Here is a 15,005-nt window from a genome sequence, read left to right as displayed (position 1 = left end):
ATGTGCGAAAAATAATCGTTGGTACAAGAAAAAGTAATTTAGCAGTAACGCAAACAAATTGGGTAATTGATCAATTAAAAAAAGCTGGGGTTAACAATCCGTTTGAAGTAAAGAAGATTGTTACGAAAGGGGATAAAATTCTAGATGTTACGTTATCGAAGGTAGGCGGAAAAGGATTGTTTGTCAAAGAAATAGAACAAGCAATGTATGAAAAGGAGATTGATTTTGCAGTACATAGTATGAAGGATATGCCTGCTCTTATGCCAGAAGGTCTTATTATTTCCACCATTCCTGTTAGAGAAGATCATCGTGATGCGTTTATTTCAAACAACGATGTCCCCTTAAGGGAGCTTCCTGAAGGAGCAATTGTTGGGACGAGTAGTCTACGCAGAGGTGCACAGCTTCTTGCGTATCGACCTGATTTAGAGATTAAGTGGATTCGCGGAAATATTGAAACAAGAATTCGCAAATTAAAAGAAGAGGATTATGATGCCATTATTTTAGCTGTTTCAGGCTTAAAACGAGTGGGGTTAAGTGAATCATTGATTACGGAATACTTGGCACCTGAAATTTGTGTGCCAGCAGTAGGACAAGGCGCACTTGCTATTGAATGCCGGGAAGACGATAAAGAACTCATTGAGCTTCTCCGGGTTATTCATGATGAGGAAACTTGTAGAACAGTAACAGCCGAGCGGACCTTCCTGCATTTATTGGAGGGCGGCTGTCAAGTTCCAATTGGCGGGTATGCGTTTTTGGATAAGGATGAAATCGTATTAACAGCATTAGTTGGTACACCCGATGGAAAAACAATCTTAAAAGAGACCGTACGAGGAAATGATCCTGAAAAAGTGGGGCAAGAAGCTGCAGAGAAACTTATTGAACAAGGCGCAAAAACAATTGTAGAAAAGGTAAAAGCGGAGCTCGATAACGAATGACAGCTTTGCTAAAAGGAAAAAATATTTTAGTAACTCGTGAACGAAACCAAGCAAAGGAATTTTCTGCGAAGATAAAGCAGTGTGGTGGAAGCTCTTTTGAAGTACCTTTACTTTCAATCGAGTGTAAGGAAGATGCTTCTGTAAAACATTATCTCAATCAATTGCACGTATATAAATGGATTTTCTTTACAAGTGCGAATGGGGTTGATTGTTTTATCAAACTAGCTTTAATTCACGGTGTTTCGATTGATGCTTTAAAAACACTAAAAGTGGCAGTAGTCGGACATAAAACGGAGGAAGCAATACAAAGATATGGTATAACAGCTGATTTTATTCCTTCTGTGTATGATGCAGAGCATATGGCAACCGAGTTTTTGCAGAAGAAAGAGTGGACAGGACGTATACTGTTAGTTCGTGGCAACCGTTCGAGATTTGTATTACCACACGAGTTTTCGCATGCAGGAATCGCTTTTGACAATATAGAAGTATATGATACGACGATAAACACTCGTGTGAAGTCTGAGTTGAATCAACTATTACAAGATGTGCATTTCGACTTTCTTACTTTTACAAGTCCTTCTACGATTGATGCATTTATACAAATGATTGATTTAGACATGGAACAGTTCCGAGAACAACAATGTGTTTGTATTGGCACAACAACAGCAAAACAAGCAAAGGCTGTAGGATTTAAGCAAATATTAATACCAAAGGAATTTACTATAGAAGGCATGATAGCTTGTATGAATGATTACTTGAATGAAAGGATAGATTCTAATGAGTGAAACGATGGACTTTAAACGACATCGCAGACTAAGATCCTCTAATGCGATGCGAGCAATGGTACGAGAAAATACTGTAACAGCGGACGACTTTATCTATCCGTTATTTATTGTAGAAGGAACGAATAAAAAGAAGGAAGTTCCTTCGATGCCAGGTGTATACCATTTATCATTAGATTTGTTACCACAAGAAGTAAAAGAAATAGAGGCATTAGGAATAAACGCAATTATCTTATTTGGGGTACCAAATGAAAAGGACGAAGTTGGTACTGGTGCATATGCAGAAGAAGGGATTGTACAGCGAGCAACGCGTGTTGTAAAAGAAACAAGTCCTGAAATGCTAGTTGTTGCAGATACCTGTCTTTGTGAATATACATCCCATGGGCATTGTGGTGTTATTCATAATCATGATGTGGATAATGATGCTTCATTAGAATTGCTAGCAAAAACGGCTGTATCACAGGCGAAAGCGGGTGCAGATATTATTGCCCCGTCAAATATGATGGATGGGTTTGTTCAAGTTATACGACATGCATTGGATAAAGCAGGATTTAAGCATATTCCAATAATGTCTTATGCTGTTAAATACGCTTCTGCTTTTTATGGTCCATTTCGCGATGCAGCAGAAAGCACGCCGCAATTCGGAGATCGGAAGACATATCAGATGGATCCAGCTAATCGACGGGAAGCTTTGCGAGAAGCTACTTCAGACGTAGAGGAAGGCGCAGACTTTCTAATTATTAAGCCTGGTTTATCTTATTTAGATATTGTTCGCGATGTAAGGAACGATACGAATGTTCCGATTGTTGCTTACAACGTAAGTGGAGAATATTCGATGATTAAAGCAGCTGCTCAAAACGGATGGGTTGATGAGAAAGCATTAGTAATCGAAATGCTAACATCGATGAAGCGTGCTGGGGCAGATTTAATCATCACTTATTTTGCAAAAGATGTAGCGACATGGCTAACAGATAAATGATCTAAATATTGGGAGGGTATATTGTGAAGAGCTTTCAACAATCAATCAATGCGTACGAAAAAGCAGTAGATCTAATGCCTGGCGGGGTTAATTCTCCAGTGCGTGCTTTTAAATCAGTAGGAATGGCGCCTGTTTTTATGGATCATGGAAAAGGTTCAAAGATTTATGATATAGATGGTAATGAATATATTGACTATGTATTAAGCTGGGGACCATTAATTCTAGGACATGCCGATGAGCGTGTTGTACAAAAGCTAAAGGAAGTTGCTGAGAAGGGGACAAGCTTTGGAGCACCAACTACTTTGGAAAACGAAATAGCATCCCTTGTAATTGAACGCGTTCCATCTATTGAGATGATTCGCATGGTTAATTCAGGAACAGAAGCCACGATGAGTGCGTTACGATTAGCAAGAGGCTATACGGGAAGAGACAAAATCTTGAAATTCCAAGGGTGTTATCATGGGCATGGGGATTCATTACTTATTAAAGCAGGTTCTGGTGTGGCAACGCTTGGCTTGCCAGACAGTCCAGGAGTGCCACAATCAGTAGCAAGTCAAACGATTACTGTTCCATACAATGACATCGAGAGTGTAAAACTTGCTTTTGATAATTTTGGTTCAGAAATTGCAGCAGTAATTGTAGAACCGGTTGCTGGAAATATGGGTGTTGTTCCACCAACTGAAAACTTTCTCACCGGCTTAAGGGAGATTACCGAACAAAATGGAACATTACTCATTTTTGATGAAGTAATGACCGGCTTTAGAGTAGGCTATCATTGTGCACAAGGTTATTTTGGTGTCACGCCTGATCTTACGTGTTTAGGTAAAGTAATTGGAGGAGGACTTCCAGTAGGAGCTTATGGTGGTAAACGGGAAATAATGGAGAACATCGCGCCAACGGGAACGATTTACCAAGCTGGTACGCTCTCAGGAAATCCTCTGGCAATGACTGCTGGGTATGAAACATTAAAGGCATTAGAACATGCTTCATATGAAGAAATTAATTTAAAAGTCGATCGTTTAGTTGAAGGGTATCAACAAGCGGCTGCGAAATACGGTATTTCACTCCAAGTAAATCGTGCAGGCTCTATGGTTGGGATCTTTTTTGCAGATAACCCAGTTGTAAACTATGAAACAGCTGCAGCCTCTAATCTTGATTATTTTGGACAATATTATCGTTCCATGATTGAAGAAGGCGTATTTCTGCCGCCTTCTCAGTTTGAAGGTTTGTTTATGTCAACAGCTCATACCGATGAGGATATCGAGCGAACGATTAAAGCAGTTAATAAGACTTTCGCAAAACTAGCGAAATAAAGGAATAAACGAGTAGAGTAAAGCTGTTCAGAAACCGATATTACCCTTGGTATCTGGACAGCTATTTTTTGCTTTCTCTTTTGAAAAAGTAATTTTGGAAGGAACGAGGATGTTGAATTATTCCATATGATGTAACTGAGAAGAATTTTTTGAAAAAGAGATGGCTGTTATTTTCTCGTGATTCATGATAATGATTTTTTGTTCTAAAGCATATCCCCTTCAACTAGGTCATATAGATAAATAAGACAACGGGAGTAAAAATGATTTACATATGCTGAAGGGAGGAAGTCACTTGTCTAATGATCAAGCTATCTTTAGCTTTGAGTTAAACGAAACACTTTATTTTCAAAGAGGACAGGAAGTTGCAGAAATTGTTGGTATTTCATTAGATCCAGAAATATTAATCCAAACGTTTAATGAGTATATTTCTATACGTGGAGTTGTTGAACTACAAGGTGAATATAGAATGGAACCAATGTTTCAAGAAGCGGACGAATATGATGAAGTAGATGATTACGCTGTAAAACGATATGTAGAGAGAGTAGAAGAACAAGCGAATGATTTAGCTGTTTTCGCGCACCGCTTTCCCGTAGAGATTTCTGTGCCAACGTATCGTGTGGAGGATATTGAAAATGTAACAGTAAATATTGCAAGCTTTGATTATGAGATGCCGGATTATACGCAGTTAAGATTACAAGCTACAATTGATATTCATGGAATTAGTGATCGTGCGGATTTAAACACAACAGATACAGCGAAACAACAAGAAGCGGATCGTTTTTCAAAAGAAGAAAATGAAGAAGCCTTTTATATTGATATAAAAAAATCAGAGGAATCAGCATCATCGAGTTATGAATCTGAGTCTTCAACAAAGCATGATGAATCAAGCGAAAGTTCATCTTCTTCAAGTAATGCTGTCGAGTCAACTTCTGAAGAAGAATCAGGGCGTTGGAAAAAGAAGAAAACGCAAACATTAGCAGAGTTCTTTGGAAAGACGGAAGAAGTAGAATCATCATCGTCGGAATCAAGTGGGCAAATGTCATCTGAGGAGTCTTCAATGGAATCGTCATCTTCATGGTATGAGTCATCACGTGAAGCGCACAAGCATAGTGAGAAAGGAAAGGGGAGAAATAAAAGTAGTGTGCCAGATGAATCTATCGAAAGCAGTAGTGCGAGTAGATTTGCTGATTTAAGCTATCTTTCTGATATGATTCGAAATGATGAAGAACGGTATGCTAAAATGCGTCTATGTATTGTGCAAGAAAATGACACACTGGAAAGCATTGCAGAACGTTATCAAACGACTTCAATGCATATCGCTAAAAAGAATAGTTTAGAAGCGGACAGTGTGCAAGCTGGTCAGCTATTATATATTCCCATTCGAAAAAGGGAACGCTAAATAAAGTAGAATATGAAAAGAAAACTAATATTGTATGTATATACCCCTTGCCTATTAGGTCAAGGGGTAAATGAGTGAAATAGGGTGGTGACATATGGAAGCAATTAGAGAAGCATTGTTACATTATGGTATTGCCCCAATGGAGATCGATCAACGAACAAGTCGCATGTTTCGTATTTTTGATGGGAACAAGAGCTATGCATTAAAAAAAAGCAAGCTAAATGCTAATTCTCTTAAAAACTGGGAACATATATATCATTATGGGTATGCCAATGGATTATCCACTATTTTGCCCGTCTATTTAACAAAGGATCGTTCATTATTCGTAAAGATAAATGGTGACTATTACTATTTATCTCCATGGATACAGACGCGATATTTACGTAGTCGTCCAAAGGAAGTGTATCAAGCAATCGGAAAACTTCATTCAGCAACAAAACAGACGAAACCTTATTCTAAAGATGATTCCAAAGATAATATGCTGCAGGATTTTCGACAGTATGCAGCTTATTGCGTTACCTCCCAAAAAAAATTACTGTCAACTGTTGAGAAATTTGAGGCTTCTCATTTTATGTCCCCGTTTGAGCTTCAAGTGTGCACGCATTATCGTGATATGGAACGCTTATTTTTCTGGCTTCAAAAACGTATTGATCAATATCTTGAGGAACAACAAGAAAGGGACGATTACGTATATAGTATTATTCATGGTAACCTGCATAAGGATCATATCTTACAAGGAGAACAGCTTCAATTCATTAATTGGGAGCAAAGTCGATTGGAGCATCCTACGATAGACATTGCGACCTATATTCAAAGCCAAACAACGTATTATGATACAGATAATGATGAATTAATTTCCCATTTTCAATATTATACAGAAGAAAATCCATTAGCAAAACAAGATAAATATTTATTAGCGCTTTATTTATTACACCCTACTTCATATTTGCAATTGGTAGAGGATGATGTGAAGCAACGCTCTTCAGAAAGTATGATTTCACGTGTGCAGAAGCTAGAGAAAGTGTACCGACAGTTGCTTTTTGGCATTCAGTGGAATGAACAATTGGATGAAGAACTTATGCATCAAGATTTAGAAGAAATGGAAAGCTAAATCCATTCCAAGTAAAATGCGATAAATAAGCCGACAAGCAAACCAAGCAAGAACACATCTAATGTTGTCGGAAAAAATAATGTTCGGATTAATTGATAGATTAAAATTGGCAATGTACATGTTTCAATGACGATGAGACATTTTAATATCCAAGGTGGAAGGCGATAACGATAAAACCTAGCCATTGGAAGCTCCTCCCCTCACTGATTTTTATTGTTTTAATATGATATGTATGAAGCAGGCTTTTTCGTGAAAGAATAAAAAAGATATTGTAAATAAATCTATGTGTATTTTTATAAAGCCCCTTTAAAAATCCAGTTGCTTTTTTAGTCAGCATTCGATATGATAAATTAATAAGTGAAATGTAATGATAGGGAGTAGTACAATACGATGTCCTACAGAGAGGGGAACAGATGCTGGAAGTTTCCTAGGAAAAAGTCGGTTGGAAAGTCGCCCTTGATACAGCTGCTTTGAAATGATGAAGGAATTGTTCTTCACCAAATTAGAGGTAGCCGGACACAAGCGTCCGTTATCAAATTGAGTGTACAAAAATGTTTTATGTTTTTGTAAACAAAGGTGGTACCGCGGAGAAGCCCAAGTCTTTTCGTCCTTTATTTTTAAAGGATGAGAAGGCTTTTTTATTTTAATAATTGTACATTTCATTCAATAAATCATTTTAGGAGGAGAACGGATATGCAAGATGAAAAAAATAATACCTTACCATCCAAATATGACCCGAAAGAGGTAGAAAATGGCCGCTATCAATTTTGGCTAGACGGAAAATATTTTGAAGCAACAGGAGATAAGGAAAAAGAGCCATTTACGATTGTGATTCCCCCACCAAATGTAACAGGGAAGCTTCATCTTGGGCATGCATGGGATACAGCAATGCAGGATACAATTGCACGTATGAAAAGAATGCAAGGCTATGATGTACTATGGTTACCTGGTATGGACCATGCCGGAATAGCTACACAAGCAAAGGTAGAAGCTAAATTGAGAGAGCAAGGGAAAAGCCGCTACGATTTAGGGCGCGATAAATTCTTAGAAACGGTTTGGGAATGGAAGGAAGAATACGCGCAATTCATTCGCACGCAATGGGAAAAGCTTGGACTTGGACTTGATTATTCCAGAGAACGCTTTACGATGGATGAAGGATTATCAAATGCAGTACGAGAAGTGTTCGTCACCCTATATGAAAAAGGACTAATCTATCGTGGCGAGTATATTATCAATTGGGATCCAGCAACAAAAACAGCGCTATCCGATATTGAAGTAATATATGAGGAAGTACAAGGAAAGTTTTATCATATGCACTATCCAATTAAAGATAGTGACGAGACGATTGAAATTGCAACAACAAGGCCAGAGACAATGCTTGGAGATACAGCTGTAGCAGTTCATCCAAAAGATGAGCGTTACCAGCATTTAATTGGGAAGAAAGTAATCCTACCTATCGTTGGTCGAGAAATCGAAATTGTTGCAGATGATTATGTAGACATGGAGTTTGGTTCTGGTGCAGTAAAAATCACTCCTGCTCATGATCCGAACGATTTTGAAATTGGCAATCGTCATCAGCTTGCTCGTGTGCTTGTCATGCATGAAGATGGTACGATGAACAATAATGCGGGAAAATATGAAGGACTTGACCGTTTTGAATGTAGAAAGCAAATTGTCAAAGATCTTCAAAAAAGTGGTGTTCTATTTAAAATAGAAGATCATGTTCATCAGGTTGGTCATTCTGAACGTAGTGGGGCCGTTGTAGAGCCTTATTTGTCTACACAGTGGTTTGTTAAAATGCAACCATTAGCCCTTGAAGCGTTAGCTATGCAGAATACTGAAGACAAGGTGAATTTTGTTCCTGAACGCTTCGAGCGAACTTATTTTAATTGGATGGATAATATACGAGATTGGTGTATTTCCCGTCAGCTTTGGTGGGGACATCGAATACCAGCTTGGTATCACAAGGAAACTGGTGAAGTTTTTGTTGGCAGAGAAGCCCCAGAAGATATCGAGAATTGGCAGCAGGATGATGATGTACTTGATACATGGTTTTCATCGGCATTATGGCCATTTTCCACGATGGGCTGGCCAAATGAAGATGCACCAGATTTCAAACGACATTTTCCGACAGATGTGCTTGTGACAGGATACGATATTATCTTTTTCTGGGTAGCACGCATGATCTTTCAATCAAAGGAATTTACTGGGAAGAAACCATTTAAAGATGTTCTATTACATGGATTGATTCGTGATTCGGAAGGTAGAAAGATGAGTAAGTCGTTAGGAAATGGCGTCGATCCAATGGATGTCATTGATAAATACGGTGCAGACTCGTTACGATATTTTCTCCTTACCGGATCAACTCCAGGTCAGGACTTACGTTTTTATTGGGAAAAGGTAGAATCTACGTGGAACTTTGCCAATAAAGTATGGAACGCATCACGATTTTCTTTAATGAATATGGAAGGATTCTCTTATGAAGATATTGATCTTTCAGGAGAGCTTTCGCTGGCAGATAAGTGGATTCTTACACGATTAAATGAAACCATTGAGCATGTGACGAAGAACGCAACAAAGTATGATTTTGGAGAGGCGGGTCGTCAGCTTTATAACTTCATTTGGGATGAGTTATGTGATTGGTATATCGAAATGGCTAAAATTTCGTTATATGGAGAAGATGAAACAAGTAAGCAAACAACACGGTCTGTTCTGGCATATGTACTGGATCAAACAATGCGAATGCTTCATCCGTTTATGCCTTTTATTACAGAAGAAATTTGGCAACAGCTTCCACATGAAGGCGAATCAATTACCGTAGCTGGTTGGCCACAGGTGAAAGAAGAATTTCATGATCCCAAGGCTGCAGATGAAATGAGGCGTCTTGTTTCCATTATTAAATCAGTTCGTAATATTCGTTCTGAGGTTGATACACCAATGTCACGGGAGATCTCATTGCTTATCCAAGCAGAAAATGATGCTGTCGTTTCCGAGTTAGAAAGTGAACGTCATTATTTAGAACGATTCTGTAATACAGCTGAACTTAGCATTGCTACATCTATCGAAGCGCCAGAAAAAGCAATGACTGCGGTTGTTACCGGTGCAGAGTTATTTTTACCGTTAGAAGGCTTAATTGATTTCGGAAAAGAAATCGAACGGTTAGAAAAAGAGCTTGATAAATGGACGAAAGAAGTGGATCGCGTGCAGAAAAAGCTTGCCAATGCAGGCTTTGTTAAAAAAGCACCTGCTGCAGTTGTAGAAGAAGAAAGACAAAAGGAAAAAGATTATGTAGAAAAACAAGCAAAGGTAAAAGCTCGTTTGGATGAGCTTCGTAAGTAAAATAGTAGGGAAGGGACTTTGACCTTCTTCATTCCATCAGAAAATCGCCCTCGTTATTAGAATAAACGATTAGGGGCGATTTTTTTGTGTTTTAAATTTGCTTATCCATGGTGCGCTTTATAAAGGATAGATAGGTACGCAAAATATTAACATCACTAACAGCACTTAATGTTCTGGAGCCGACAACATCTTCAATTTCATTAAATAATAATTCGTCATTTTTACCAATTAAAAAGTCAATACCGACCATGCCAAAATCGAAGTGTGAAATAATTGGATTAATCATTGCGATTTCTTCTCTAGATAACGTGTACAAGCTAGCAGTACCGCCCAGCTTGTAATTCGCGCGAAAATCTAGACTGCTTTCTCGAAGAACGGCACCGATTATGTCTTTTCCTACAATAAAGACGCGTAAATCCTTTCCTTTCTGTACATTCGTTTGTTGAATGATCCATTCTTTTCCAACTAACGTCTTTAACTGCTGATCCCATTCAGCGATATTCTTTATTAAATAAACGTGCCTTCCACCTCGTCCAGCAACTTCTTTTATTACAAAAGGAAAGGGCATCGGAGGTTTTTCCTTTTGTAACATCTCCTTGGATACAAAGAAGGTATCAACCATAGGAATGCCGAGCTTACTAATCTCAAAATGGGTTAATCCTTTATGATTAGCTATTTTAGCGACCTTAGCAGAGTTGAAAACAGTGACTCCAAGTGATTCAAGAAATTCATTTAATAACGGTTCAACTGTACGAACAATAGCGATATCTGGAAGTTCTACACGTGTAGAATCAATAAATAATGCGCGTTCATTTTCAACTACACCAATTTGCATTGTTTCACGCAATACAAGGGTCAATTGAATATCCTGTTTTTTAGCTTCTTCTTTAAACCACTCGATATAAGCGTGATTATCAGCTGCATCCATTTTTTTATAAATTAGCCAAGCAGTATACATATAAATCTATCTCCTTAATGGGATATCGTTTCGAAAATATATTCCATGATTTTATCCGCTACATTAACACCGGTACAATCTAATAAATTGCGGATATGGGCATTCGAGTTAATTTCACATATGTAAGAAGCATCCTCTTTGCCAAATAATAAATCAACCCCTGCAAAATCCGCTCCGATTGCCTGTGAGCTTGCAATCGCTAGCTGCTTTTCCTTTTCACTAGGTGTATAAGGTTCCATCACGCCTCCAGCAGTAATGTTTGCTCGGAAGTCATCTTTAGCTATCCGCTTCATTGCAGCGACTACGCGATTTCCAACTACCTGTAAACGAATATCCTTGCCATAGCTTGTGGAAATAAATTCCTGAAACACAAAAGGTATTGTTTGCAACTGCTCCGTAATCTGTTCTAGCGCTCTCATCGATTCAATCAAGTATACTTGCTCTCCAAAAGAACCAAATGCCTCTTTGACAACCATTGGGAAGCCAAGCTGTTGTACAATAGTATCAAGCTTGAAGAAAGCTTTAGCATCATGCTGCAGAAATGCTTTTGGTGCAATGATTGTTTTCGGGATAGGGAGATTTTTGCTCGCTAACGCTTGATATGTAGCAATTTTATCATCACTCATTGCAATGGTTTGAGCACGATTAAACACTCGAATGCCGAGTAGCTCTAATTGCTTTGCTAGATAAATATCCTTATCTGTAAAAATAACATAATCTGGTTTTTCTAATGCTGCTTTTTGAAGTAGTTTGCTTTCTTTTCCATCAAGGAAGACAGAAAGATCATTATTTTTGATGATATAGGCCAAGCTTCCTTTCTTTTCTGCAGCTTGTTGTAGCATTTCGGCATAATCCTTGAATTTATTTCCACGTAAGTTTCCATTATATATTATCCATCCTGTTGGCTTCATTGTTAACTTCCTTTCTATATTTCTGCTCATCATAAATTTTAGGCTATATAACTCGAATGATTGAGCAGTTAACCTTTTTAAAGTGATTATGCTATACTTTCTTACATATTGAATGAAAAGAGTGACGATAATGCGTATGAATATTGATCAATTATCACAGTTTCTAAGACAAAGAGAAACACTTGGTATAAAACCTGGACTTGAAAGAGTGAATCGTTTATTAGCCTTGGTCGGAAATCCACAAAATAAGCTAGCTGCTGTTCACATTGCTGGTACAAATGGGAAAGGTTCAACTTTGCAATATATAAATGGAGCGCTACTTGCCAATGGCTACCAGGTTGGTATGTTTACTTCACCAAGTATGGAGGGACTTACCGGTCATATTTTACATAATGGTACCCCTATTTCAGAAACAACATTTTTATTTTTATTTGAGACATTATATCCAGCTATTCAAACGCTAGATAGAGAAAACATGCATCCTACCGTTTTTGAAATCATTACTGCTATGGCAATGCTGTATTTTGCAGATCACGTTGATTTAGCATTAATAGAAGCAGGAATGGGTGGAAGGGAAGATACGACAAATTGTTTTACTCCCGTGCTTTCCATTATAACAAATATTGCATTTGATCATACGGCTTTTCTTGGAGATTCGCTTGCGGAGATAGCTAGTCATAAAGCAGGAATTATTAAAACAAATAGACCTGTAATTACAGGAGAAATAAATGAGGAGGCTCTGCAAGTAATTGAAAACGAAGCGAATCAAAAGCAAGCGTCAATTTTCAGAATGGATAAAGAGTTTTCTTATTCGAATATAACGCAAGACGAACAGGAGCTGCGATTTTTCTGGGAATGTGAAAGTACGAGTACGTTAAAAACTACCGTAACAATTAAAAAGGGGGCATTTTATCAAGTGAATAATGCTTCCTTGGCATTAATGGCTTTGAAGCAATTACAAGCTTCCGGCATTCGCTTAGACTGGGATAACGCTGTGCAATCCTTTCATGAGTCATGTCTAAATGGAAGGTTTGAACATGTCTCTTGCAACCCGGATATTATAATAGATGGCGCCCATAATCCTGCGGGAATGCAAGCTTTCCTTCAAACTGTGGAAAGGCAATATGCTGCTACACCAAAGTGTCTGTTGTTTGCAGGATTCCGAGACAAGAATCTCCATGCGATGATTTCTGCCGCGCTTCCTTATTTTGATGAGATTACAATAACAACATTTGACCACAAACGAGCCGCATCATTGAGCGAATTACAAGAAGTTGTAAACGATCCCAAGATTCGATTTGTGGAAAATTGGCAGGAAGCGATTAACATCAATAACCCTCATGTCACACAATTTATTTGTGGTTCGTTGTATTTTATTAAAATAGTCAGAGAATTCTTGGTAAATAAATAGGACTTATGATATAGTTAAGTTATCATAAAGTTATGAACATTAGGTATAAAGTAATGTTTAAATAAGGATTCTAGGAAAGAGGGTAGCTGAAATGGTAGATAAATGGAAAATAAGTGCACTTTGGTTTGCTTGGCTTCTTTTTTGGCCGGCAATATTATGGGTTTCCTACCATTTCTATTTTATAAATTTGCAAGGTAATATCACTGATATTGCTTTATTTACATTTTTTATTATTGTTGTTGCCTTTTTTCCTTTAACAATTAATAGTGTTCCCATCTTTTTTATTAATGGAATTAGTATTGCTGTATTTCTAGCGTTTGGCTTATTCGTAGAAATTATCGTCACCTTAATTGCTGTTTTATTTGTTATTTTAAAGGTAGGTATTAAGAGGAAGGTCATATATCGTATACCATTGAATATGCTTCTGTTTAGTGCCGGTTCTTTACTTGCTGCCTCTGTTTATCAACTTTTAGGTGGTACGTATGCGCAATCTCAATATCAAAGTTATACTGAAATGATCGCGATTATCGTTTACGCCGTCATTATCGTTGCGTTTAACCATCTTTTTAGTTATCTAGTTCGGCGTTTTTTTTATCGGCAATCCGCACGTTTTTTTGACCGTGGTTTAAAGTGGGAGTTGTTTTCATTTCTACTAGTTATTCCTACTGGCTTCGCGCTTTATATACTTTATGAAGCGATTGGAATACGGGCCTTATTGTTCATTGGGATACCGTATATTAGCATATCCGTCATTTTGAAATTGCTATACTTTTATAAAGAAATAAACTATTACTTGAAGCGAACAGGAGATATTGGGCATCGGTTAGCGCGAAGGCTTGAAGAAAGAGAAGTATATGACGTGTTTCTTCGGGAAATCAAATCGGTACTCCCTTATGATACGGCTTATATTTATTTAGTTTCTAAGGATGAAGCTATGAAACTTGTTACATTTTCGCACAATGACCTTATGGAAGCTAGTGAAGCATTATCCCCGGATATGAAGGAGACATTTAGTAAGAAAACAATGGAAATGAAGCTTCCCTTAGTCTATCAATCAGAGAAGGATTGGAAAAATGAGGATATTCAAATATTTCCGTCTCATACGCAAAGTGTGTTATCAATGCCTATTCAATATGAAAAAGAAGTAATTGGTGTGTTTACCTGTATATCAACAAAAGAAAAAGAATATGAAAGCATGCATGTTAGAATTGCAGATATTTTATCAAACTATTTAGGAGTTGCTATTGAAAATGCTAAAAATTATGAAGTGACAAAAACGAGAAGCGAAAGAGATGCGCTTACGAAGCTATTCAATTATCGATATATGGAAAATGTTATGAAGCATAAAATTGAGGCAAGTTATTCGACTGATACTGGGAACGAATTTTCATTATTGCTTGTTGATTTGGATCACTTTAAACTGATTAACGATTCATACGGACACGAGGCAGGAAATGAAGTGCTTTGTCAAATTAGTAATCTACTAACAGCACATATCGATGCAAATGGAATTGTCGGGCGATATGGTGGAGAAGAATTTATGATTTTGTTATTAAATACAAAATCGAATGAAGCGATAAATATAGGTGAAACGGTACGAAAAACAATCGAGGCGACCCCTTTTTCTATTCAAAACCATTTGTTACCAGCAAAGAAGCCTTTAACAATTCAAGTTACTGCTAGTATTGGAGTTTCTAGTTTTCCATATCATGGTTTGATAGTAAGTGATCTTGTTCGACATGCAGATCGTGCACTTTATATTGGCGCAAAGAAGAAAGGTCGAAATCGTGTAGCATTTCTTTCGCACGATACGGAAGAGAATGTGTTCTGAACAAATCTTTTAAGAAGCGTGACAAATAGTGAGAAA

Annotated in this window: 12 protein-coding genes and 1 other annotated feature; of the genes, 9 read left to right on the top strand and 3 right to left on the bottom strand. The window is 37.6% G+C overall.

Going from position 1 to position 15,005, the window contains the following annotated elements; all coding sequences use genetic code 11:
* Positions 1 to 2: 2 nt before the first annotated feature.
* The 6 genes from hemC to QBK89_RS04020 all read left to right on the top strand — a co-directional run bounded on the left by hemC (position 3) and on the right by QBK89_RS04020 (position 6,519).
* A complete protein-coding gene (gene hemC / locus QBK89_RS04045) occupies positions 3 to 935 on the top strand; it encodes a hydroxymethylbilane synthase (RefSeq protein WP_284139740.1) in 933 nt (310 codons plus the stop codon).
* Positions 932 to 1,720, top strand: coding sequence for a uroporphyrinogen-III synthase (locus QBK89_RS04040; protein ID WP_284139739.1), 789 nt, complete (start codon positions 932 to 934; stop codon positions 1,718 to 1,720). Before hemC ends, QBK89_RS04040 begins: the two co-directional genes overlap by 4 nt.
* A complete protein-coding gene (gene hemB / locus QBK89_RS04035; RefSeq protein ID WP_284139738.1) occupies positions 1,713 to 2,696 on the top strand; it encodes a porphobilinogen synthase in 984 nt (327 codons plus the stop codon). The genes QBK89_RS04040 and hemB overlap by 8 nt, the downstream gene beginning before the upstream one ends.
* Before the next feature lie 23 nt (positions 2,697 to 2,719).
* Positions 2,720 to 4,009: a glutamate-1-semialdehyde 2,1-aminomutase gene (gene hemL / locus QBK89_RS04030; RefSeq protein WP_284139737.1), complete on the top strand. Its 1,290-nt coding sequence runs from the start codon at positions 2,720 to 2,722 to the stop codon at positions 4,007 to 4,009.
* Positions 4,010 to 4,301: 292 nt separating this feature from the next.
* Complete coding sequence (gene spoVID / locus QBK89_RS04025; RefSeq protein ID WP_284139736.1) at positions 4,302 to 5,408, top strand: stage VI sporulation protein D; 1,107 nt, start codon at positions 4,302 to 4,304, stop codon at positions 5,406 to 5,408.
* Between the two features lie 94 nt (positions 5,409 to 5,502).
* Positions 5,503 to 6,519 (top strand): phosphotransferase, encoded by a 1,017-nt coding sequence (locus tag QBK89_RS04020; RefSeq protein ID WP_284139735.1) that lies wholly within the window; start codon positions 5,503 to 5,505, stop codon positions 6,517 to 6,519.
* On the opposite strand, the gene QBK89_RS04015 is transcribed toward QBK89_RS04020, so the two are convergent.
* Entirely contained in the window at positions 6,516 to 6,704 is a 189-nt protein-coding gene (locus tag QBK89_RS04015; RefSeq protein ID WP_284139734.1) for a hypothetical protein, read from the bottom strand. The two genes, QBK89_RS04020 and QBK89_RS04015, sit on opposite strands and share 4 nt — an antisense overlap.
* 173 nt (positions 6,705 to 6,877) lie before the next feature.
* Positions 6,878 to 7,134, top strand: a binding site (T-box leader).
* A 78-nt stretch (positions 7,135 to 7,212) separates the two neighbouring features.
* Here QBK89_RS04015 and QBK89_RS04010 point away from each other — a divergent pair.
* Entirely contained in the window at positions 7,213 to 9,858 is a 2,646-nt protein-coding gene (locus tag QBK89_RS04010) for a valine--tRNA ligase (RefSeq protein ID WP_284139733.1), read from the top strand.
* 91 nt (positions 9,859 to 9,949) lie between these two features.
* Here QBK89_RS04010 and QBK89_RS04005 read toward each other — a convergent pair whose 3' ends face one another.
* Entirely contained in the window at positions 9,950 to 10,816 is an 867-nt protein-coding gene (locus tag QBK89_RS04005) for an ATP-grasp domain-containing protein (protein ID WP_284139732.1), read from the bottom strand.
* 14 nt (positions 10,817 to 10,830) lie between these two features.
* The gene (locus QBK89_RS04000; RefSeq protein ID WP_284139731.1) at positions 10,831 to 11,727 is read right to left on the bottom strand and encodes an ATP-grasp domain-containing protein; all 897 of its coding nucleotides are present in this window, start codon (positions 11,725 to 11,727) and stop codon (positions 10,831 to 10,833) included.
* A 130-nt stretch (positions 11,728 to 11,857) separates the two neighbouring features.
* Between QBK89_RS04000 and QBK89_RS03995 the strand changes: the two genes are divergently transcribed.
* Together QBK89_RS03995 and QBK89_RS03990 are read left to right on the top strand one after the other, a co-directional pair.
* Positions 11,858 to 13,138 (top strand): bifunctional folylpolyglutamate synthase/dihydrofolate synthase, encoded by a 1,281-nt coding sequence (locus QBK89_RS03995; RefSeq protein WP_284139730.1) that lies wholly within the window; start codon positions 11,858 to 11,860, stop codon positions 13,136 to 13,138.
* 91 nt (positions 13,139 to 13,229) lie between these two features.
* Complete coding sequence (locus QBK89_RS03990; protein ID WP_284139729.1) at positions 13,230 to 14,969, top strand: sensor domain-containing diguanylate cyclase; 1,740 nt, start codon at positions 13,230 to 13,232, stop codon at positions 14,967 to 14,969.
* Positions 14,970 to 15,005 lie beyond the last annotated feature (36 nt).

It is taken from the genome of Virgibacillus sp. LDC-1 (genome assembly GCF_030137545.1).
Lineage (GTDB): Bacteria > Bacillota > Bacilli > Bacillales > Amphibacillaceae > LDC-1.
This window is presented reverse-complemented; position numbering and strand designations above follow the sequence as displayed.